Source organism: Streptomyces sp. NPDC002889, assembly GCF_042888425.1.
GTDB lineage: Bacteria > Actinomycetota > Actinomycetes > Streptomycetales > Streptomycetaceae > Streptomyces.
In genome coordinates, this window is the sequence record NZ_JBIAPT010000005.1 from 357032 (window position 1) to 377834 (window position 20803).

At 70.6% G+C, this 20803-nt stretch carries 17 protein-coding genes and 3 pseudogenes; 10 read left to right on the forward strand and 10 right to left on the reverse strand.

The window, feature by feature from the left end; all coding sequences use genetic code 11:
- Nucleotides 1-132: 132 nt before the first annotated feature.
- A pseudogene (locus tag ACFYWI_RS10355) lies at nucleotides 133-294 on the reverse strand (restriction endonuclease); the annotation flags it as partial.
- A 109-nt stretch (nucleotides 295-403) separates the two neighbouring features.
- Between ACFYWI_RS10355 and ACFYWI_RS10360 the strand changes: the two are divergent.
- Nucleotides 404-1714 (forward strand): hypothetical protein, encoded by a 1311-nt coding sequence (locus tag ACFYWI_RS10360; RefSeq protein ID WP_389228237.1) that lies wholly within the window; start codon nucleotides 404-406, stop codon nucleotides 1712-1714.
- A 355-nt stretch (nucleotides 1715-2069) separates the two neighbouring features.
- Here ACFYWI_RS10360 and ACFYWI_RS10365 read toward each other — a convergent pair whose 3' ends face one another.
- Nucleotides 2070-3182 carry an XdhC family protein gene (locus tag ACFYWI_RS10365; protein ID WP_389228240.1) on the reverse strand — a complete coding sequence of 371 codons (1113 nt, stop codon included), beginning with the start codon at nucleotides 3180-3182 and terminating at the stop codon, nucleotides 2070-2072.
- A 338-nt stretch (nucleotides 3183-3520) separates the two neighbouring features.
- Here ACFYWI_RS10365 and ACFYWI_RS10370 point away from each other — a divergent pair, with 338 nt between their 5' ends.
- Both ACFYWI_RS10370 and ACFYWI_RS10375 read left to right on the forward strand, forming a co-directional pair.
- The gene (locus ACFYWI_RS10370; protein ID WP_389228243.1) at nucleotides 3521-4045 is read left to right on the forward strand and encodes a hypothetical protein; all 525 of its coding nucleotides are present in this window, start codon (nucleotides 3521-3523) and stop codon (nucleotides 4043-4045) included.
- A gap of 253 nt (nucleotides 4046-4298) precedes the next feature.
- Nucleotides 4299-5165, forward strand: coding sequence for a peptidoglycan-binding protein (locus ACFYWI_RS10375; RefSeq protein WP_389228246.1), 867 nt, complete (start codon nucleotides 4299-4301; stop codon nucleotides 5163-5165).
- A gap of 25 nt (nucleotides 5166-5190) precedes the next feature.
- Here the strand turns inward: ACFYWI_RS10375 and ACFYWI_RS10380 are convergent, their stop codons facing one another.
- The 7 genes and pseudogenes from ACFYWI_RS10380 to ACFYWI_RS10410 form a co-directional block, all read right to left on the reverse strand.
- Nucleotides 5191-6732, reverse strand: a complete 1542-nt coding sequence (locus ACFYWI_RS10380) for a hypothetical protein (RefSeq protein ID WP_389228249.1) — start codon at nucleotides 6730-6732, stop codon at nucleotides 5191-5193.
- Nucleotides 6729-8672: a hypothetical protein gene (locus ACFYWI_RS10385; RefSeq protein ID WP_389228252.1), complete on the reverse strand. Its 1944-nt coding sequence runs from the start codon at nucleotides 8670-8672 to the stop codon at nucleotides 6729-6731. The genes ACFYWI_RS10380 and ACFYWI_RS10385 overlap by 4 nt, the downstream gene beginning before the upstream one ends.
- Before the next feature lie 222 nt (nucleotides 8673-8894).
- The gene (locus ACFYWI_RS10390) at nucleotides 8895-9860 is read right to left on the reverse strand and encodes an LLM class F420-dependent oxidoreductase (RefSeq protein ID WP_389228255.1); all 966 of its coding nucleotides are present in this window, start codon (nucleotides 9858-9860) and stop codon (nucleotides 8895-8897) included.
- Nucleotides 9861-9863: 3 nt separating this feature from the next.
- A complete protein-coding gene (locus ACFYWI_RS10395; protein ID WP_389228258.1) occupies nucleotides 9864-11270 on the reverse strand; it encodes an NADP-dependent succinic semialdehyde dehydrogenase in 1407 nt (468 codons plus the stop codon).
- A 68-nt stretch (nucleotides 11271-11338) separates the two neighbouring features.
- Nucleotides 11339-11722: a hypothetical protein gene (locus ACFYWI_RS10400; protein WP_389228261.1), complete on the reverse strand. Its 384-nt coding sequence runs from the start codon at nucleotides 11720-11722 to the stop codon at nucleotides 11339-11341.
- Nucleotides 11723-11986: 264 nt separating this feature from the next.
- Nucleotides 11987-12588 (reverse strand): annotated as a pseudogene (locus tag ACFYWI_RS10405) (DUF6629 family protein).
- 5 nt (nucleotides 12589-12593) lie between these two features.
- A pseudogene (locus tag ACFYWI_RS10410) lies at nucleotides 12594-12653 on the reverse strand (DUF6629 family protein); the annotation flags it as partial.
- Between the two features lie 770 nt (nucleotides 12654-13423).
- Between ACFYWI_RS10410 and ACFYWI_RS10415 the strand changes: the two are divergent.
- From ACFYWI_RS10415 to ACFYWI_RS10425, 3 genes are all read left to right on the forward strand, one after another.
- A complete protein-coding gene (locus ACFYWI_RS10415; RefSeq protein ID WP_389228264.1) occupies nucleotides 13424-14341 on the forward strand; it encodes a S1 family peptidase in 918 nt (305 codons plus the stop codon).
- Nucleotides 14342-14599: 258 nt separating this feature from the next.
- The gene (locus ACFYWI_RS10420) at nucleotides 14600-14833 is read left to right on the forward strand and encodes a hypothetical protein (protein WP_389228267.1); all 234 of its coding nucleotides are present in this window, start codon (nucleotides 14600-14602) and stop codon (nucleotides 14831-14833) included.
- Between the two features lie 134 nt (nucleotides 14834-14967).
- Nucleotides 14968-15600, forward strand: a complete 633-nt coding sequence (locus ACFYWI_RS10425; protein ID WP_389228270.1) for a hypothetical protein — start codon at nucleotides 14968-14970, stop codon at nucleotides 15598-15600.
- On the opposite strand, the gene ACFYWI_RS10430 is transcribed toward ACFYWI_RS10425, so the two are convergent.
- Entirely contained in the window at nucleotides 15544-16056 is a 513-nt protein-coding gene (locus ACFYWI_RS10430; RefSeq protein WP_389228273.1) for an ATP-binding protein, read from the reverse strand. The two genes, ACFYWI_RS10425 and ACFYWI_RS10430, sit on opposite strands and share 57 nt — an antisense overlap.
- A 168-nt stretch (nucleotides 16057-16224) precedes the next feature.
- On the opposite strand from ACFYWI_RS10430, the gene ACFYWI_RS10435 reads away from it, so the two are divergent.
- The 4 genes from ACFYWI_RS10435 (at nucleotide 16225) to ACFYWI_RS10450 (ending at nucleotide 20711) form a co-directional block, all read left to right on the forward strand.
- Nucleotides 16225-16377: a hypothetical protein gene (locus tag ACFYWI_RS10435; protein WP_389228277.1), complete on the forward strand. Its 153-nt coding sequence runs from the start codon at nucleotides 16225-16227 to the stop codon at nucleotides 16375-16377.
- Nucleotides 16378-16510: 133 nt separating this feature from the next.
- Entirely contained in the window at nucleotides 16511-18904 is a 2394-nt protein-coding gene (locus ACFYWI_RS10440) for an FHA domain-containing protein (RefSeq protein ID WP_389228280.1), read from the forward strand.
- 5 nt (nucleotides 18905-18909) lie between these two features.
- Entirely contained in the window at nucleotides 18910-19689 is a 780-nt protein-coding gene (locus ACFYWI_RS10445) for a hypothetical protein (protein ID WP_389228283.1), read from the forward strand.
- Complete coding sequence (locus tag ACFYWI_RS10450) at nucleotides 19689-20711, forward strand: serine/threonine-protein kinase (RefSeq protein ID WP_389228286.1); 1023 nt, start codon at nucleotides 19689-19691, stop codon at nucleotides 20709-20711. The genes ACFYWI_RS10445 and ACFYWI_RS10450 overlap by 1 nt, the downstream gene beginning before the upstream one ends.
- Nucleotides 20712-20803 lie beyond the last annotated feature (92 nt).

Consider the following 20803-nt stretch of genomic DNA (forward strand, 5'->3'; position numbering starts at 1 on the left):
CGCCAGGAGTCGGTGAATTCGCCGGCGTCTCCGAGGGCCGCCGCCTGCCATTCCACGATCCATGTGGACGTGGCCGTCCCGCCCTTCTCGAGGGAGGGAAATCGCTTGGCGGAGCCCAGGTACTCGCCTCGCAGTCCGGTCGGGCAGGCGTAGCAGGTCGTGGAGTGGGGTGCCGTGTTCGGCCCAGGTGCGGATTCGGTCGCGGTCGATCCAGTGGACATAGTGGCGGTCACCCCAGGTTTTGGCGTCGCGGGTGCAGTATCCGTTGGTGACAACGACGGCGATATCGGCTCGGCCGCGATTCCTCGAAAGAGCCGCCGGACTGGCCGTCGGTCCAGGGTCTCGACCGTGAATGGGTCTTCCCGCACCAGCACGACAAGGGACGCTGTCCTAGGGTTTCTTCGTGGAAACCTTCGCCCGGCAGGAGCGTCGGCACGACCTCGCGGATGTCGTCTACGTGCCGACAGGGCAGGACCCTGACCGGCTCAGCGCGGCGATCGGCGCCGAGGAAGCGCTCGTGGCGCTGAAGGTGCGGTACGGCGGGTCGGACCCGTCCCGGGCGCCCTGGCTCGTGGCTTCCCGCCCCTTCCTGCTCGGTCCCGTGCTGACCCGGCGGCTGGAGCGGCTGGGAGCCGGGATCTTCGCGCTCTGCGACGTGGTCCAGGAGCTGTACGCGGAAGGTGACCCGCGCGTCCGGGCCGTACTGGACATCGGTGTTCCCGAGGACCTGCGCGGCCACGACCTCGATCGCCGCATCGAGCTGTTCCGGCTCGACGTCGTGGTCAGCCAGGGAATCCCGCGGGTGACGGAGATGGAGGAGGCCTTCGGCAACGTCGGGAAGATGCACGCGCTGGAACAGGCCTACGGCGTTCCGGCCGGGCCACTGTTCCACGCCTTCCACGTGCGCGGCATCGACCGGATCTGGATGGACGACCAGTATCCGACCTATCGCCCCGAGAACGAGCTGGTTGCCCGCCGTATGCGTGAGGAATTCGGCTGCCCCATGGACGTGGAGTTCTTTTCCGCGTTCCGTGACGACGGACGTACGGGCTGGCGGTTCGCCTACGTCAAGGAGCTGCGCCAGTACGAGACGCAGCTCCGTCGGCGGATCGTCGCGGCCGCGGAGCAGCTGATCAACCCGTTGTTCCACGGCTACGGCACCAAGGCGCTGCTCTCGCTCGCAGGGGATCCCGTGGTGGAAACCCGGATCGCCGATCGGCTCGGCAAGGACGCACTGGCCGTACTGCGCACCGGCGTGCCGCGGTCGCGAGTGCTGCCGACACGGCCCGACGAGGGACTGCTGGAGGAGCTCGAAGCCCACCGCCGGGACAAGGTGCTGAAGGTGATCGACGCGAGCGCCTCGGAGTTCACCTGGGGCAGCCGCGGCGTATTCTTCGGCGACCAATCGGCGAGCCGTTGGCGTCGTGCGCTCGAGGCGGCCGCTGCCGGCCATGTCCCGGGCCGTCCCGAGGCCACGGCCGCCCGCTTTCTCATCAGCGATCTCGTGGACAGCGACCGTTTCGATGTCGAGTTCCTCCATCCCCAGAGCAGAGAACTGTGTGTCATGCCCCGAGCGCGGATCCGCCTGACCCCGATCTACGCCCGCGAGGCGGCCGGCTCCCGACTGCTGTGCGGTCACACCACGTTCGTCAACACCAGCCGCAAAGTCCACCTGGGCCATCACGCCGTCTGCACACCCTTCGTGCGCGACTGACTCGTTCGCGCACATGGCCCGGACCTCCTCGCCGCCGTGCGCGGCAGCTCCGGGCGCTTCGATCCGTATCTGCCGGGACGCGGCGCAGCACAGTGGAACGACCGGCACACAGAAGGCGGGGCAAGGGAAGCCCAGCGCCCCCGTGGCCAGCCGCCCCACCCCGCAGCGCCCGAGAACGCACCGCACCCCACCCATCGCGCTGGGCCTTCGCCAGGCAGTCCGGCCGTACGCCTGACGACCGGCATGCCCGCGGCGCGCTGCAGATCGATCGCCTCCGGCTCGTCCGTGCCGGTGTCGACGTCGGCACCCACTCTGTGTGCCGGACCGTGCGCCTCTCCCGCGCCGGCGCGGGCTCCTACAGGGGCTTGATGCCCCGTGGATGGATCGCGCCCGCCGTGTCCGCCAGTGGCGTGCCGCTGCCGCCCCAGCGCAGTGCGACGATCTCCGCGGCGATCGAGACGGCTACTTCCTCGGGCGTCCGGGCACCGATGTCGAGGCCGATGGGCGAGCGCAGTCGCGCCAGCTCGGCCTCACCCAGTCCCTTCTCCCTCAGCCGTGCCAGGCGCTCCTCGTGCGTACGCCTGCTTCCCATCGCACCGATGTACGCGGCCGGCGTACGCAGGGCGACGTCGAGCAGCGGTACGTCGAACTTGGGATCATGGGTGAGCACGCACATCACGGTCCGCTCGTCGACGTCCGTGCCGCGCAGATACCGGTGGGGCCATTCGACAATCACCTCCACCCCGTCGGGGAAGCGCCGGGGATCGGCGAAGACCGGGCGGGCGTCGCACACCGTCACCCGGTAGCCGAGGAAGGCGCCGATCCGCGCCGCCGCGGCAGCGAAGTCGATCGCACCGAAGACCAGCATCCGTGGCGGTGGCGCGAAGGACTGCAGAAACACCGTCACATCGTCCTCGCGCCGCTCGCCGTCGGGCCCGTAGTGGCGCCGTCCGGTCGCCCCCTGGGCCAGTTCGCCGCGCGCGTCGTCGGTGACCGCGGCGTCGAGTCCGCCGGCACCCAGGCCTCCGGACACCCTGTCCGGCCACACGGCGAGCATGGCGCCGCGTGGGGCGGGGCCGTCGATGACCGTGGCCACCACGACCGGGCGGTGCTCGGCGACCGATGCGGCGACCTCGGCGAAGGACGGTTCGGACACTCCCGAAACGGGGCGCACGAGGAGGGTGATCTCTCCCCCGCAGGTGAGGCCGACGGCGAAGGCGTCCTCGTCGCTGTAACCGAATGTCTCCACCTGAGCCTCGCCGCTTTCGACGACCTCCTTGGCCAGTTCGAACACCGCGCCCTCGACGCAGCCGCCGGAGACGCTGCCTACGACCTCGTCGCCCGGGCCCACCGCCATCGCCGCCCCCGGACCGCGCGGCGCACTGCGGCTGACCGCGACGACGGTGGCGAGCCCGAAGGGGCTCCCGGACGCGTACCAGCGGCTGAGCGCAGGGAGGATCTCACGCATGGGCGGCACCTCTCACCACGGACGCCGGACGCTCCGATGCGACCGGCCGTGCCCTTCGGCGAACGCGTCCACGCCGGGCAGCGCAGCCGCACTGCCTGCCGTCGGCGGTTCGTAACCCGGGAGGCCTTGCGGGGGTTGGCCCACATCACCCGCTGCGACAGGCGGAGCAGGCGCCGCATCCGGGCCTGCCGTTCTGTTCCGATACACGCAACTCTAGGCGGGGGGCATGGGAGGCGCGAGCCTTGGGCCGCGCGCGCCCGCGCCTCCTCGGCCGGGGCGGATTGCGCCGACGGCTGACACCTCTTCCGACCCGCCGCTAGCGACGTAATCTTCATTACATGACTGGTTACGAGCAGGAGAAGGTGCTGCGGGGCTGGTTCGCCGGGAGGCTGCCGGACGGACTGTTCACCGAGCTCCTGGATGTCACGGTGGACCGTGAGGAGATCACGGTCGTGGGACGGATACCGGAGCCCGATCTCGGCGAGGACGCGTCCCGGGCGGAGCGGGACGCGGCGATCGAGGGGCGGGTCGCGGAGTTCCGGGAACGCACACGTGAGGAGCGCGTCGGGGTCGCACGGGAGGCCGAACGGCGGTTCGGGCGCAAGGTCTCGTGGGGTGTGGAGTGCGGCGGCCGCCGGGCCATGTACACCACGGTCTCCGCCCCGGCCATGACGCGGCTGCGCCAGCCCGAACGCCGGATCCTGGACACCCTGATCGCCGGCGGTGTCGCGCGCAGCCGCAGTGACGCCCTCGCATGGTGCGTCCGTCTGGTGGGACGGAATGCGGACACGTGGCTGAGCGACCTGCGCGACTCCCTGAGCCATGTCGAGGAGGTGCGCGCCCAGGGGCCGGACAAGGCCTAGCACGAGCGCTTGGAGCAATTCCCACATAGGGGACACAAGCCCCCCACACGGCGTCCAGTTCCCCTTACACACCGCCGACCTGGGTACCGGGTGAGGGATCGGTGGCCGATCTCCGTATGGCGTGGGAGTCGTGGGCCGTGCCCAATGCCGGTCGCGGACACGCCGCGTCGGCGGTTCGGGCACGGCGCCGACCGGGCAATACGACGACATACGCCCCGAGAACTGACGAACCACCCGGGAAGGAGCCATTCAGATGGCAACGCCTCTGACCGCCGACAGACTGCTCAAAGCCCTTCGTGACGAAGGTCTGCGTGTCGTCGAGCACCGGAACTGGCGCACCCACAACCGCAACCACATGGGGCCCTGGGGGCCCCTCCACGGTGTGATGATCCATCACACCGTGACCTCGGGCACGCAGAACTCCGTGGAGCTCTGCTACGACGGCTACTCAAGCCTGCCCGGGCCGCTGTGCCACGGTGTCATAGCCAAGGACGGCACCGTGTACCTGGTCGGCAACGGCCGGGCCAATCATGCCGGTCTCGGCGACGACGATGTGTTACGAGCGGTGATCAACGAGACAGCCCTGCCTGCCGACAACGAGGCCAACACGGACGGCAACCGGCACTTCTACGGCTTCGAGTGCATCAACCTCGGGGACGGCGAGGACCCTTGGCCCGCCGCCCAGCTCGAGGCGATCGAGAAGGCGGCGGCCGCCATCTGCCGCGCACACCGCTGGACGCAGCGCTCCGTGATCGGCCACCTCGAGTGGCAGCCGGGGAAGGTGGACCCGCGTGGGTTCACGATGGGCTCGATGCGCACCCGGATCGGCGAGCGGCTCCGCGGCACGCCGAGCGGCCCGGCCCAACCGCCCACGTACGAGCCGTTCCCCGGGGCGGCGTTCTTCGCGCCCGGCCGGCGCAGCCCGGTCATCACGGCGATGGGCAAGCGGCTCGTGGCCGAGGGCTGCGGGCGGTACGAGGTGGGCCCCGGCCCGGACTGGTCGGAGGCCGACCGCAAGTCCTACGCGGCGTGGCAGCGCAAGCTCGGCTATTCGGGCAGCGCCGCGGACGGCATCCCGGGCAGGACGAGCTGGGACAGACTGAAGGTGCCCAACGTCTGAATCCTGCCGTGTAAAGCCGCATCCTTCAGTTCCGGCTTGCTGTGCAGTCCTTCTGCGTCGGGCGGCCGGTGGGCCAGGCGAGCCCGACGAAGCGGATTCGGCCCCGTGCGTCGGGGGCGAGCTCCACCACGGACACGGCCTTGTTGTACGGGTTGCCGTAGTTGTCGAGGCAGATCCACCCGCTGGCGCCCTCGACCTTGCCCATGCCGTGCAGCCTCAGCCAGGAGTCGCTGATGCGGGCGAGTGCGGGGACGACCGGGTCGCCGTCGTCGCGCATCCGCATCGCGGTGACGGCGGTGAGCCCCGCGTCGTAGAAGGTGATGGTGCGCGAGTCGGTCAGTTCCACGGTGCCGATGTTGCCGACCTCGCGGCTGGTGGCGAGTTCGGCGAGGTCTCGGTAGGGGGCCGCCGAGCCGCCGGTCGAGGGTGCGCCGGGGCCGGTCCAGGCGTCGGGGTGGGCGACGGCCGCGTACTGGAGGGTCACGCCCTTGCGGAAGACGCTCCAGTCGAGCAGCTTGTCGGAGGAGAGGGTGGAGGCTCCGGAACCGGTGATGACGGTGTACTTCTTCTCGGTGCAGCCGCGGTTGCCGAGTTCGTTGACGAACTGGCGCAGTTGGACGGGCCGTCCGGCGAAGTAGATGTACCGGGCGGCCGAGGTGCAGATGGTGTCCACCATCTGGTCGAAGGCGTTGGCCGTTGTGCCTTCGTCGTGGAACTCGCCGGGGGCACGGTACTGCTCGGGGGCGCGGGGCGCGCCCTTGGTCCGCTCGGCGAATGCCTGCTTGAGCGCGTCCACGTAGTTGTCGCCGTCGCGGATGTCCTCGACGACGAGGGTCTGCTCCGGGTCGATTTCCTTGTTGAAATGGGACAGGGCCCTGGCCTGGTCGGACGTGGTGGGCACCACGCGGGCGAGACCCGGGTAGGCGTTCGGCCGCTGGGCGCTGTTGCCGAAGTCGTCGGCGGTGATGGGGCCGCCGACCACGGGGATGTGCCGTTCGTTGGTCAGATAGCCGAGCGCTTCCTGGGTGGTGGCCGTACTGACGTCGAAGCCGATCACGGCGCGCAGATTCGCGCCGCCGGACTCCGACATGGCCCCGAGCTGCTCGGCCACGGGCCGCCAATGGGTATGGCTGCGGCCCGGGTTGGCGAGCAGCAGCCGGATCGCCGGCTTCTTGCCGTTGGAGTCGTGGTTGGCGCGGTACTGGGCGAGGTACGCGCCCTGCACCTCGTGCAGGGTCTTGTCCTGCTCGAAGGCCTGGGTGGGCGCCATCGGCAGCATGACGGCGACGGAGACGTACGACTTGTCCTTGATGCTGTCGTTCTCGGCCTTGATACGGGCACTGACGTCCTTGAGGTTGGGCGCGAAGGCGTAGCTGCCGTCGGTGACCCCGGTGCACTCCTTGTCGCCGTCCGGCCCGCGCTCCTCGACGCCCTTGCCGCAGGACGGGTCCGGTCGAAGCACCACGACCCCGGTCCATACCGCGGCGCCGAGCACGACCAGCGCGACGAGAAGGGCGGCCGCCTTGGTGAGCGGGCCGCCGGGCAGTCTGGTGATGAATGAGGTCATGACGCGGACCCTTCCGGGACGGGCAGGTCGGGAGCCTGCGCTCCGGTCCGCAGACGGGCGGGCCAGGAGGCGGAGGCCTCCCGATAGCCGGCGTGTGCGGCCCTGTTGCCGTACAGCGTCTCCAGGGCGATGCGGACGGTGGTCAGATCGTCCTCGCAGGGGGCGAGGGTGAGCGGGTCGGACAAGCGCCACAGGAGAGGCACAAGGCTGGCAACGGCGTCGTGCTGCGGGCCGGGGCCCTCGCCGCCGCAGGCCGTGCAGGACACCGTGTCGGCGGTGTCGGGTGGTTCATAGCCCTCGCGCGGATGCGGCGCGGAGCAGATCAGATTGATCGAGGCGAGCCACACGGCGGGCGCTGCGGTCGTGAACCGGTGGTGCAGCGCGCACACCACTTCGTCCACCCGCCCGACGGCGAGGGTGTGATGCAGATAGGTGTCGCCGCGCGGGACGCACAGTGAGCGCAGGCGCAGCTGGATGTCGCGCCAGCGCTCGTGGGAGGTGGTGGCCGTGAGCTGATGCAGGAGCAGCAGGTCGAGCGCCCGGTCGCCGTCCAGGCAGGCGCGCCTTCGGTAGTCGTCGGCCTCCTGGACCCGGGCGGCGACGAGTTCCGGGGAGTGGTCCTCGGGGTGGGCGAAGGTCCACAGGCCGCGGCGGGTGCCGGCGTCGACCGCGGCGGACAGCAGGATCAGGCGTTCCAGCATCGTGGGCTGCGGGAGCAGCTTGGCGAGGAGTTCCGGGGCAGCCACGTCGACCAGCTCGCGGCTCTCCACGGTGGCCGCGTCCTGTACGGCGCGGATGGCGGTGTCGGCGAGCGTACGGGCGCTGGCGGCGCGGCCGCCGCTGAAGCGTGCGACCAGGCGGGGCAAGTGGTCGGGGTAGTCGACGGGGCTGAGCATCTCCCTGATGTGGCCGTGCTCGATGGCGGGGATGCGCAGCACGAGGGGGTCCGCCTGGGGGACGGCGTTGCCGCCGACCTCGCACAGTGGCGTGTACCGCTCCCCTTTGCCGAGCAAGGTGGCGATCACGACCGGCCGGGTGGGGTCGTCGTGCCCACCCGCGCCGTATCCGGCTTCGAGGAGGGCGAGAAGCGCCTGGCCGACATCGCTGTGGGCGTTGTCGAGGAGCAGCAGTGGCCGGGGCTTCCTGTTGAGCCGGCGCAGCCGTCCGTAGTTCGCGTCGATGTCGTCGAGCAGGGCCGCGACCAGGTGCTCCTCGGCGGTGCGGCGCCGGTCGTCGAGCCGCCTGAAGCCCCGTACGAACTGGAACAGCCGCTGCAGGGAGTCGCCTTGATACCCCTGGGCGCCGTGCAGCCGTCCGCCCCACCAGGCAAGGGCACCCCGGCCGGGCTCGCTCCTGACGAGCTGCTGGCGGGCTGTGTCGAGGACGGCCCCGGCAATGGCGTCGAGACCGGGCAGCCCGGACAGGACGTGCGGCAGGCTGGCGGTCACGATGTCGAACCAGCGGCCGAGGCTCTCCCTGCGGCGTCTGATGTCCGGGTCGTCCGCAGTGATGAAGGTCCGCAGCTCGGCTTCGGCGCGGCGCAGGTCGGCGGGCCGGACATCGTTCTCGTCGCCGTTCAGCGGCCGCCAGGCGGTGACGACGAGCAGCCCCAGGGAGAGCCGCGGGAACGCCATGGGCCGCCCGAAGTGGCGCACGTCCAGACCGAGTTTGTAGGCCAGCAGATACAGCAGACAGGTGAGGGGGGAGGCGTTCGGCGCCTCCTCGCCGAGGGCGGCGACGCCAGGTTCGCCGAATCCCGGCGCGTCGAGATCCACCCGGGCGAGCGGCACCCGTCCGTTGTACGCGTCGTGCACCGCGTTCAGCAGCGCGCTCCTACCGCTGCCCCGTCCGCCGACGATCCGGAGCAGGGGTGCGCCTGTGGGGTACGCGAACGGGACCTGGTACCCGTCGCTGTGGTGCAGGCCGACGAGCCGTGGCACAAAGCCTTCCTGCAGGGCCGCTTGACCATAGAGTCTCCCGCCCACGGCGCTCCCCCGTCTCCCCCGACCTCTGTCGGTTACTGAGAACAACTGCCCGTGCACAGAGGGAATTTACCCGACGTCAGTTCATCAGGGAGAGTGTTGGGAAGGCCGGGACGGCGGAGTTCGCCGGGTGATATGACGTACTGTCAGCACAGCCTGCCGTCGGGCACCTGCTGTCCCTCACAGCTCGCGCAGGGCCGGCAACAGGGCCTTCTCCGCCCAGTCGACGAAGGGCTGCTGGTGTGCGCCGCCGATCTGGACAAGGGCGATCTCCGTGAAGCCGGCATCCGCGTAAGGACGTACGGCTTCGACGAAGCTGTCGAGGTCGTCGCCGCAGGGGATGGCGTCCGCCACGTCCTCGGGCCTGACCAGTTCGGTGGCCTGGGCGAACGAAGCGGGCCCCGGCAGTTCGGCATTCACTCGCCAGCCGCCGAGAGCCCAGCGGAACTGCTCGTGGGCGCGGGCCACGGCGGCGTCGCGATCCGTGTCGTAACAGACGGGCAGCTGACCGATCCGCGGCTTGCCCGAGCCTCCGTGGCGGTCGAAGGCGTCGAGCAGTTCCCGCTTCGGTTCCGTGGCGATCACGAGGTCGCCCGCCCGCCCGGCGATCGCGCACGACGCCTCGCCGGACACCGCGATACCGAGCGGCACCGGCTCGTCGGGCAGGTCCCACAGCTTGGCGTCGACGACGTCGAAGTGGGGTCCGTGGTGGCTGACATGCTCCCCCGTGAACAGTCTGCGGATGATGCCGACTGCCTCCTCCAGCATCTCCAGGCGCACCCGGGCACTGGGCCAGCCCGCACCCACCACATGCTCGTTGAGGTTCTCCCCCGAGCCCAGACCGAGCCGGAAGCGCCCTTGGGCGAGCAATTGCATCGTCGCGGCCTTCTGCGCGACGACCGCCGGGTGGTACCGGGTCGTCGGGCAGGTCACATAGGTCATCAGCGGGATGCGCGTGGTGGCCTCGGCCGCGGCGCCGAGCACGCTCCAGGCGTACGGGGAGTGACCCTGCGAGGACAGCCAGGGGAAGTAGTGGTCGGAGATGACGGAGAAGTCGAAGCCGGCGCGCTCCGCACCGACGACATGGTCGACGAGGTCACGGGGACCGGCCTGCTCGGTCATCATCGTGTAGCCGATGCGCACCATCCCTCAGCCGCCCTTCGGCTCGGCGCCGTGCCACAGTGTGGTGATGTTGCAGAACTCCCGGATGCCGTGGCCCGACAATTCCCTTCCGTAGCCGGACCGTTCCACCCCGCCGAAGGGCAGCGCGGGATGAGAGGCGGTCATGCCGTTGAAGAAGACTCCGCCCGCCTCGAGGTCGCGGGCGAAACGCTGAACCTCCGAGTCATCGCGGGTCCAGGCGTTCGAACTCAGCCCGAAAGGTGTGTCGTTGGCGACTTCGACGGCCTCGTCGATGCCGGAGACGCGGTACACCGTGGCCACCGGGCCGAAGGCCTCCTCGCGGTGGATACGCATCTCGGGCGTCACACCGGTGAGCACCGTGGGCTCGTAGTACCAGCCGCGGGGCCGGTCCTTGGGCCGTCCGCCCCCGCACTGCGCGGTGGCGCCGCGGGCGAGGGCGTCCTCGACGAGTTGCTCGAGGTCGGCGCGCCCCTGCTCACTGGCCAGCGGTCCCACGTCGGTGGACTCCTCCAGCGGGTCTCCCACGGTCAGTTCGCTCATGCCCGCGATGAAGTGCCGGCAGAAGTCGTCGTAGACGTCCTCGTGGACGATGAACCGCTTGGCGGCGATACAGGACTGGCCGTTGTTCTGGACGCGCGCCGTCACCGCGGTACGGGCAGCGCGCTCGATGTCCGCCGAGGGCATCACGACATAGGGGTCGCTGCCGCCCAGCTCGAGCACGGTCTTCTTGACTTCGTCGCCCGCGATGGAGGCGACCGAGCGGCCCGCGGGCTCGCTGCCGGTCAGGGTCGCGGCCGCGACCCTGGGGTCGCGCAGAATGCCCTCGACCGCGCCGGAGCCGACAAGCAGCGTCTGGAAGCACCCCCGGGGGAAACCGGCGCGGCTGAAGAGGTCCTCCAGATACAGGGCGGTCTGCGGGACGTTCGAGGCATGCTTGAGCAGACCGACGTTGCCGGCCATCAGGGCGGGGGCCGCGAAGCGGACGACCTGCCAGAGCGGGAAGTTCCACGGCATGACGGCGAGGACGACGCCGAGCGGGCGGTAGCGGACGGTCACCTGTGCCGCTCCGGAGTCGGAGACGTCGGCGGACGCCGGATGCTCGTCGGCGAGAAGCTCCTCGGCGCGTGCCGCGTACCAGCGCATGGCCTTGGCACACTTCGCGGCCTCGGCGCGGGCGGCCGCGATCGGCTTGCCCATTTCGATGGTCATGGTGCGGGCGATGTCCTGCTGGTCATCGTCGAGCAGCTTGGCGGCGCGGTTCATCAGCTCGGCGCGGTGGCCGAACGGGACGGTCCGGTGCTGCGCGAACGCGGTCGCGGCATGGGCGAGTCGCTGTTCGATCTCGTCGGGGCCCAGGGCTTCGAAGGTTCTGAGTGTTTCCCCGGTTGCCGGATTCACCGTGGCGATGGGCATGGAACGGTCCTCCTCGAGTTCGCTCGGGTTCTGACAAGCCCCGGTACGAGACCTCCTGTCCGACCGGCCTACTGGTGGACCCCGCTCTGCAGCCGCAGCTGTACGTCCTTCTCCTGGTCGCCCGCCGCCATGCCCTCCTCCTCGATGTCGAAGGCGGCGGCGAGCGCCGCCTGGACCTGGTCCACGGCCCAGTAGCCGCCCTGGACACCGACCTGGACGGGGCACTCCAGCTCCATGGGTTCCGGCGGTGCCTGCGGCCGGGCCACGTCGAAGGTCGCCGTCCAGACGGTCGTATGGTCCTCCGACACGTAGTCGGGACGGTCGTCGTCGGCGCGGTCCGAGGCGAACGAGTGGCTCAGGGCATGGAAGACCGCATCGGCGGCCTCCTTCGCGCAGCCGCTGATCGTCACCACGACGGGGTGGGAGACCTCCTGTGAAGTGTTCACGGTCATTCCTGTCTCTCGGAGAAGGCTGCAGGGCCGCACCGCCGACCCGGTCAGTCCCTTCCAGCGTCACTCGGGGGCCGACCGGATGCGACTGGGCTGCGGCCGGACGGTGCCCGGCGCACGGCGGCCGCCCGGGACGTGGCGGGTACCCCGTCGGGGGCGGGCAATGCCTGACGGGCGGCTGCGGTGCCGTGGCCGTGGCCGCGCCTCCCGGGCAACGCGGGCGCAGGATCGGGGCCCGGACGGCGCCCCGGGCGGTGGTGCACATGTTCAGGGGCGGGTTCGACGCGACGCCGACGGCAGCGGCGGGGAACCCTGCCCCTGCCTCGGCGACGGCCTGCGCACCCAGGCGAGCAGCACAGCAGAGGCCACCGCCGCCAGCGCGCACCAGGTCGAGACGAACTCCATCCGCCACAGCACCCCACACACCGTCGCACCCACTCCGACCAGCACACCGAGGAGCGTCAGCAGTCGGTCGCCGGCGAGCAGCAGGGAGCCGACGGTGGCGAGGAGATAGCCCGCCAGGAGCAGCGGGGACTGCGGCAGAGCGCATAGCCCATGGCATGACCACGGATCTCTGCGGTCACGGTGCCGGTGGCGAGGCTGCGGGCGAGGACTGCGGCGGTCACCGTGCCGGCCGCGGCCGGCAGCAGCAGGCGGCGCCGGGCGTCAGGATCGGCGAGCAGCACACCCCAGGGGACCCACACCGCGAGCACCGGCAGGGCGATGACGGCCCATACCGTGGTGGCCGGACCGGGTCCGTCACCGGATCGCCAGATGACGGACTCGACGATCTGATGGGCGCCCAGGAGCAGCGGCAGTGCGGCAAGGGGCAGATCTCGATCCCTGCGACATCGTGCCGTGCTCGCCACGCATGCACTCCGACCGCGGCGATGCCCGTGCCGGCCACCAGGTCCGCCGTTGCGCTCCAGCACATGCCGTCACGTCACGGCTCCGTCGGCCGATCCTCCCTTCGAGCCGCCGCCGGTGGACGCGTCTGCACCATGGGCGGGATTCGGACAGGCGGGCTTCTGCGCGAACGGGAGTGATTGACGCATAAGGGAGTGCCGGACGGGATGCCTTGGCCGTACCCCTCAGGCCGCGCAGCGCTCGGCGGCGGCGCTGCCCCGGCTCCGCCGAGCGGGCGGCCGCGCGCCCGGCATCGCGTCGCTCCGTCCGGTCCGGATGTGCGGAAGCCACTGCAACGTGTCCGCCGGCGCGCCACTCACCGCGGGGAGCCGGCCGGGCGGGCGGGGCGGGCCGCGCAGCCGGGCGCCCGCACGCAATTGAACGCTGAACAGCTCAAATGGCAGGGGGCGTTCCGGTTGCCGGGGCGCCGCTCGGCCGCGACCGCACCCCGGGCGGGCCCACCGGAGCCGACCCTTCACTTCAACCAATTGTTGATCAGCAAACGATCCGAAGAAGGCGCTCCACCCGGGAGGCCGCGGCCAGGCCACCCGTAGTCAGGAGCGGAACGTGGCGCGTTTTTGCCCATCACGGTATGCAACTTGACGGCATGACCGATGGACGCGCGTAGAGCGACCGAAAGGCGATCTTGTCCCGACTGCAACCGGAGCCCAGGATTCACATGCGGCGATTGACAGGCTCATGACGGAGGACGAGAGATTCCTCCGTCAACGCCCGCCATTCCTCGCTCTGTCGGGTCCGTCCACCCCGCGGACCCCGGATCCCCCACCGGAGGATGCAGTGAACATCAAGCGCTTCACCCCCCTCGGCGGCGTCGCGAGAGGCGCCAGGCTCATCGCCGTGGCGTCCGCTCTCCTGACCGTCTCCGCGCTTGCGGCCCCCACCGCCGTGGCAGAATCGGGCACCGGAGCCAAGGCCACCACCACCCAGCTCGCCCAGGTGAACGAGGCCGTGCTGGACGCCGACGTCCCTGGCACCGCCTGGTACACCGACAAGGAGTCCGGCAAGCTGATCGTCACGGCCGACTCCACCGTCTCGGCCGCCGAGATCGGCCGGATCAAGGAGGCCGCGGGCGCGAAGGCCGGCGCCCTGGAGATCAAGCGCACCACGGGTACGTTCAACAAGCTCATCGCCGGCGGCCAGGCGATCTACGCGGGCGGCGGACGCTGCTCGCTCGGCTTCAACGTGCGCAGCGGCAGCACGTACTACGCTCTGACGGCCGGTCACTGCACCAACATCGGCAGCACCTGGTACACCAACTCCTCCAGCACCACGGTGCTCGGCACCCGGACGGGTACCAGCTTCCCCACCAATGACTACGGCATCATCCGGCACTCCAACGCCTCGGCGGCGGACGGCCGCGTGTACCTGTACAACGGCTCCTACCGTGACATCACGGCGGCCGGCAACGCGTACGTCGGCCAGTCCGTCCAGCGCAGCGGCAGCACCACCGGCCTGCACAGCGGCACCGTCACCGGCCTGAACGCGACCGTGAACTACGGTGGCGGCGACATCGTCTACGGCCTGATCCAGACCAACGTCTGCGCCGAGCCCGGCGACAGCGGCGGCTCGCTGTTCTCCGGCAGCACCGCGCTCGGCCTGACGTCCGGCGGCAGCGGCGACTGCACCTCCGGCGGCACCACGTTCTTCCAGCCCGTCACCGAGGCGCTGAGTGCCTACGGCGTGAGCATCTTCTAGAACACAGCACGCTCCACCGCCGGCGCCGGCGGTCCGCTTCCCGGGCGGACCGCCGGCTTCCACGTCGACCTCCGTGCGCGCGGTTACGGTGACACCGTGCGAACACCTCGGCAGGCGTCCCGGGGCCGGGCGGCAGGCCGACGGGGCGCGCGTCGGGCTCGTACCGACAGCACTCCCCCACGCCCCGTCCAGGACAGCCGCTGTCAGTGCCTCAGGAGATGCTTGACGGTCCGACACCTTGACGAGGGGAAGTCCGAGATGAACGATCCCGAGCTCACCGCCGCCCAGGCGTATGTGCGGCTGCTGCAGACCACCAGGGCCGTGCTCTCCGATCCGCAACGGGCGCCGCTCGCTCTCTCGTTGCTGGCCGGGCCGATCGCGGAGGCGGACGAGGCGCTGCGGGCGAGCGGGCTCGCCGGCAACGAAGTCCACTTCTTCCGGCTGGTCACTGCTCTGCATCCGGCCGATCGCACGGACCGGCACGCGGCCTGAGCAGCACCGGCCCCATGGGCACCTCTGGGTAGGCGTACTCAGCATCCGCGCGACCCGCGTGCCGGACAATCGTCCGGCACGCTTCTTGCCCCGAACGAATGAACGCAGCAGCGGTACGAACGGAGTTCCTGGTTGTGAGACGTCCATCCTTCGCCGCTACGGCCACCGCATCCGTCGTCACCGTGTTCGCCCTCACGCTGAGCGGATGCGGTGGCGAGAAGAGCAACCCGCCGGGAGCGGACGGTGGCACCGCGGGCTCCACAGGCCGCGCCGAAGCGGGCCCGATAGAGCGGGAGAAGAAGGCCGTCGCCGAGCACGACCGGATGTTCGAGGACGTGGCGGCCCGGTGCGAGGACTTCGACGCGAGCAGCCCCGGCCCCTCGCCCTCCGGCAGGACGGGGGACGGACCCGAGCCCGAGAACCCGAAGTACGCCGAGAACAACGCCTTCAAGAGCACGTTGCCGATGGACGTCGGCGACGCGTGCCGGGGCAACGCGCACGCCGACCGCATTGCCATGGCCCTCGCCCGGTCCGGCTCGTCCGGTGTACGGGACTCCGGCGAGGTCTCTGCCCACCTCGCCAAGCTCGGCTACCCCAAGGAGAGCGTCCAGATCTCCGAGTGGACGGGCGGGCTGCGCATCACGGTCTCCGTCCCCCGGGCCGGGCCGTGCGTCACCGGCGAGATCGTCGGGGGCCAGGACCCGCAGATCTCATCGCACGGCTTCTACATGGAGGGCGGGTGCGTCGAACCCGAGGGCGGGCACTGAGATGGACGGCAGCGTCTTGGACTCGGGCACCGGAGGCCTCGGCTGCTGGAGGCCGTTCAGTACGCGCTGCGCGGCCTTCACCCGCCTGCTGAACCAGATCACCTTGCCCTCGTCCGTGCCGCACGTCCCCCAGCTGTCGCTGAGCACGGCGACCTTGGCGAGACCGCCCTTGGGCGGGCAGGACGTCTGCACCCGTGGCAGCCTGCGGTCCCGGTCGGCGACCGATCCGATCAGGTGCCGGCCCGTCCAACGAAGTTCCACGACACACGTCTTGTCGCCGGTGACGTGCTTGACGACATTGTCGATCAGCTCGTCCACCGCCCGGCAGACCGGCGTGACATGGGCCTCGAGGCTCCAGTACCGAAGATGCGCCGCGAGTATGCGCCGAATCTGAGGGGCGCGCTCGGGCGTTGCCGGCACCTCGACGCGGTAGTGACAGTCGACCGGAACGTTCATGACCGTGGCTCCTTCACCGCGACGGCCCGTCGTTCGCATGCGGAACCCCGAGTACGAAGAGTGAGACCGTGTCGCTTCTGGGTCACAGTCAGATTGCACCGCATTCCGTCCGGCGGCAACACGCGGCGGTCGTGACGGCTCTCGGACCCTGCCGCTGGACCTGTCGCGGTGGGCTCCCCCAGCGACGCCGTCCGCACCGGTGCGGAGCCCGCGGACGCATCCGACCCGGTGCTGCTCGCACGCCAGTTGGCCCTGGTGCCCGACGATGCGAGAGCACGCGGCGGCGTGGCGCCCGAGACCCCGGAGGGCCGCGCACGGTGAGGGCGGGAGCCTGCCCCGAGGCGACAGCGCCACGGGAACAGCCGTATACCACCGGGCCGCCGGACGGCCCGCCCTTCGTCCCCTCCGACCGCCCGGTCGGGCGGGCAAATCCGGCACTCGTTAGAATTCGACCATGGCAGAGCGGCCCTTCATGCCGGCTGCGCCCGAACTCGTGCTGGAAATGGACACCGGCTTCACCGTGATGAGTCCGGACCGCGACTACCACGTCGGGCGCGACCCCCTCAGCGACATCGTGATCGACGATGCTCGGGTCTCCTGGCACCACGCCGTGCTCCGCGCTGTGGCCGACCACTGGACGCTCGAGGACGAGGGCAGCACCAACGGCACCTACACCGAGGGCCGCCGTGTCCGCGAGTGGGGGGTCGGCCCCGGCAGCGTGATCCGGTTCGGAAATCCCGCCGACGGGCCACGGGCGGTTCTGGTGGGCCGGGACCGACCGTCGTCCGCACCCTCTCGTGAGCCGTCCGCCCCCGCTCACGCGGCTCAGCCGTCGGCCGCCCACCCCTCCGCGGTCTCCATGCCCTCCTCGACCGGCACCTTCCGGCAGCCGACCAGTGTGCGCCCGCTGCCGGCCCGTACCGTACGCATCGGCCGCGGCGCCGACAACGAGCTGGTCATCGACGATCTGGTGGTCTCCCGCCGACATGCCGAGCTGCGGTCGCAGCCGGACGGCGCCTACGAGATCGTCGACCTCGGCAGTCACAACGGCACCTTCCTCAACGGCCAGCCCGTCACCAGCGCCCGCGTGCTGCCCGGCGACATCGTCGGCATCGGCCACTCGGCGTTCTGTCTGGTCGGCGACGAGCTGCAGGAGTTCGTGGACACCGGCGAGGTCTCCCTCGACGTGCAGGATCTGGCGGTGTCGGTGGACCGGGGCCGCAGGACTCTGCTCGACCATGTCTCCTTCCCGGTCGGCGAGAAGTGCCTGCTCGCCGTGGTCGGACCGAGCGGCGCCGGCAAGTCCACGCTGCTCAACGCCCTCACCGGCCTGCGCCCCGCTGAGCACGGCACCGTCCTCTACGACGGACGCGACCTCTACCGCGACTACGCCGAGCTGCGCCAGCGCATCGGTCTGGTCCCGCAGGACGACATCCTGCACTCCCAGCTGACCGTGCGCCGCGCCCTTTCCTTCGCCGCCGAGCTGCGCTTTCCTCAGGACACCGCCAAGTCCGAACGGCAGGCCCGAGTGGACGAGGTGGTGCGCGAGCTGGGCCTCGAGCAACGGGCCGGACAGCCGATCCACTCCCTGTCGGGCGGGCAGCGCAAGCGCGTGAGCGTGGCTCTGGAACTGCTGACGAAGCCGTCTCTGCTGTTCCTCGACGAGCCCACCTCCGGACTGGACCCCGGCATGGACCGCACGGTCATGCATATGCTCCGCGGCCTCGCCGACGACGGTCGTACGGTCATCGTGGTCACGCACAGCGTGCTGAGCCTCGATGTGTGCGACCGGCTGCTGGTGCTCGCTCCGGGCGGCCGGATCGCGTACTACGGACCTCCGGAGGACGCGCTCGCCTTCTTCGGCTTCGAACAGTGGCCGGAGGCGTTCGAGGCGTTCGAGCACGACCGCGAGCGGGACTGGGCGGGAACGTACCGCACATCCCCGTTCCATCGGCAGTACATCTCGGCCTCCAGCGCGCAGCCACAGCTGCCGCGGCCTCCGGCGGCGGACCATGTGGGACCGCCGCCCGCGACCCAGGGCTGGGGTGAGCAGCTGCGCACCCTGGTGCGGCGGTACACGGCCGTGCTGAGCACCGACCGGACCTTCCTCGTCATCATGATCGCGCTGCCGTTCGTGATGGGCGCGATGACCCGGGCGCTGGCCGGAGACCGTCTCGACCAGCAGACGGCGATGAGCGCCCTGCTCATCCTGTGTGTCGGCGGGGTGCTCACGGGCGCGGCCAACGCGGTGCGGGAGCTGGTGAAGGAGCGGGTGATCTATCAGCGGGAGCGGGCGGTCGGGCTGTCCAGGTCCGCGTATCTGATGTCGAAGGTCGTGGTGCTCGGTACGGTCACCGTGCTGCAGGCCGTCGTGCTGACCCAGGTCGGTCTCGCCGGTGTCGATCTCGGCGCGCCGGACGGCAAGGGCGTCCTGATGCCGCCGCTGGCCGAGATCACGCTCGCGGTGGCCCTGCTGTCGTTCACCGCGATGATGCTCGGTCTGCTGGTCTCCGCGCTGGTGCGCAGGGAGGAGGTCACCATGCCGCTACTGGTGCTCCTCGCCATCGTCCAGGTCGTCTTCTGCGGTGCCCTGCTGGAGCTGGACGGGGTGCCCGGCGTGGAACAGCTGGCGTGGCTGATCCCCTCGCGGTGGGCGCTGGCCGCGATGGCCTCCACGATCGGGCTGACCTCGATCGCGCCGGGCAAACTGACGGACGACCCGCTGTTCGAGCATGCGGCCGGGGTGTGGCTGCTCGACATGGGGATGCTGGTGGTGCTGTCGGCCGTCTTCGGGTACGCGGTGGCACGGCTGTTGCGTCTCCGTGAACCCGCGGTCATGCGGAGGTAGGCGCCATGACCACTGCCGCATTCCACCCCACACATGTGGTGCCGCAGGACGGGTTGCCGGCCTGGGAGGCACCGGACGTGACCCGGCCGACCGCATCGCTCGACCCGTTGCTGCCCGTCCAACTGGTGGAACGGCGCGGGGACTGGGGACAGATCGTGTGCGCCAACGGCTGGTCGGCGTGGGTGGACGGCCGCCTGCTGGTCGCGGTGCCGCGGGAACCCCCGGCGGCCGGGCAGCCGCTCGCCCGCACCGCGGACCCCAGAGCGCTGATGGCCCGCGTCGAGGAGTCGATCGCCCGTTACCGGACCGCGGCCGAGGACCGGGCGGCGGGAAGGACCGACGGGGAGGGTTTTCGGCGCCGCACGCAGGGCCTGCGGGTGGGCATGGTCGTGGACGGCGAATCGGTGTGGCTGTACGAGGCCGAGCACGAGCGCTGGGTGTACTGCGACGGAATCCGGCTGAGTACGCTCGCGGCCGATTCCGCACCCTCGGCCGCGGCTCCGGCACCCACTCGGGACGCCCCGGACGTGGTCCGCAGCCAGTCGCCGAGCCCGGCACCGCCCGGGAACGCGCCAGGTGAGGCGAGCGATGCCGAGGAGACTCAGGGCATCGACCCGGCGCGGCCGGCCGGGTACGCCTCCGGCGACGAGCACCGCGGCGACGCTGCCCGAGGCGGGACGGGCAGGGGTGACACGGGCCGCGACGAGCCGACGCGTTTCGTGGACCCGGCTGCCGGTGCCCCCGATCCGTTCCCGCATCCGCCCGCACGTCCCGGTGACACCTGATGGCGCCCGACTCGGATGAGCAGCACCTGCCCACCGGACGGACGTCGGAGCTCATCGGCAAGCAGATCGCGAACTACCTGGTGGAACGCGAGATCGGGCGCGGCGGGATGGCGGTCGTCTACCGGGCGAAGGATCTGCGGCTGGACCGCACGGTCGCCCTCAAGCTGCTTGCACCCGAGCTCGCCCGCAACGACACCTTCCGCAAGCGCTTCACCCATGAGTCACGCGTGGCAGCCTCGATCGACCATCCGCACATCGTGCCGGTCTTCGAGGCAGGAGAAACCGAAGGCCTGCTCTACATCGCCATGCGGTACGTCCCGGGACAGGATCTGCGCGCTCTCCTCGACCGACAGGGGCCGCTGGCTGCGGGGGCCGCGGGCCGTATCGCGGCCCAGGTCGCCTCCGCGCTCGATGCCGCCCACGCCCACGATCTGGTGCATCGGGACGTCAAACCCGGCAACATCCTGATCGCCGAGGGCACCGACAGCGAGCACCCGGAGCACGTGTACCTCACCGACTTCGGGCTGACGAAGAAGTCGCTGTCCCTGACCGGCTTCACGAGCGTCGGCCAGTTCGTCGGAACGCTGGACTATGTGGCACCGGAGCAGATCTCGGGCAAGCCGGTCGACGGCCGGTGCGACGTGTACAGCCTTGCCTGCGTCGTCTACGAGACGATGGCGGGCACGCCACCGTTCCAACGCGACGACGACATGGCCCTGCTGTGGGCACATCAGTACGATCCGCCACCGCCGCTCACGTCCAAGCGGCCCGATTTTCCGCCCGCGGTCGACGACGTGCTGGGCAAAGCACTCTCCAAGAGCCCCGAGGACCGGTACGACTCGTGCAGCCGGTTCGTGGCCGCGCTGCGCGCCGCGGCCGCCGGCACGCACCCCGGCACCGGGGACCATGCGCCGACGATGGTGGACGGACGAGGCCTCGTGTCGTCGGATGCGCCTGCCCCGCCACCCGGTCCACCCAGCTGGGCGCTCCCCGCGTTCCCCGGCCTCGGCGGCCCGGACTAGGGTCTGTCGTCAAATGATCTTGCGTGGTGGATCATGGTCGGGTGATACGTCGCCATGAACTGTCGGATGCCGAGTGGGAGTTCGTCCGTCCT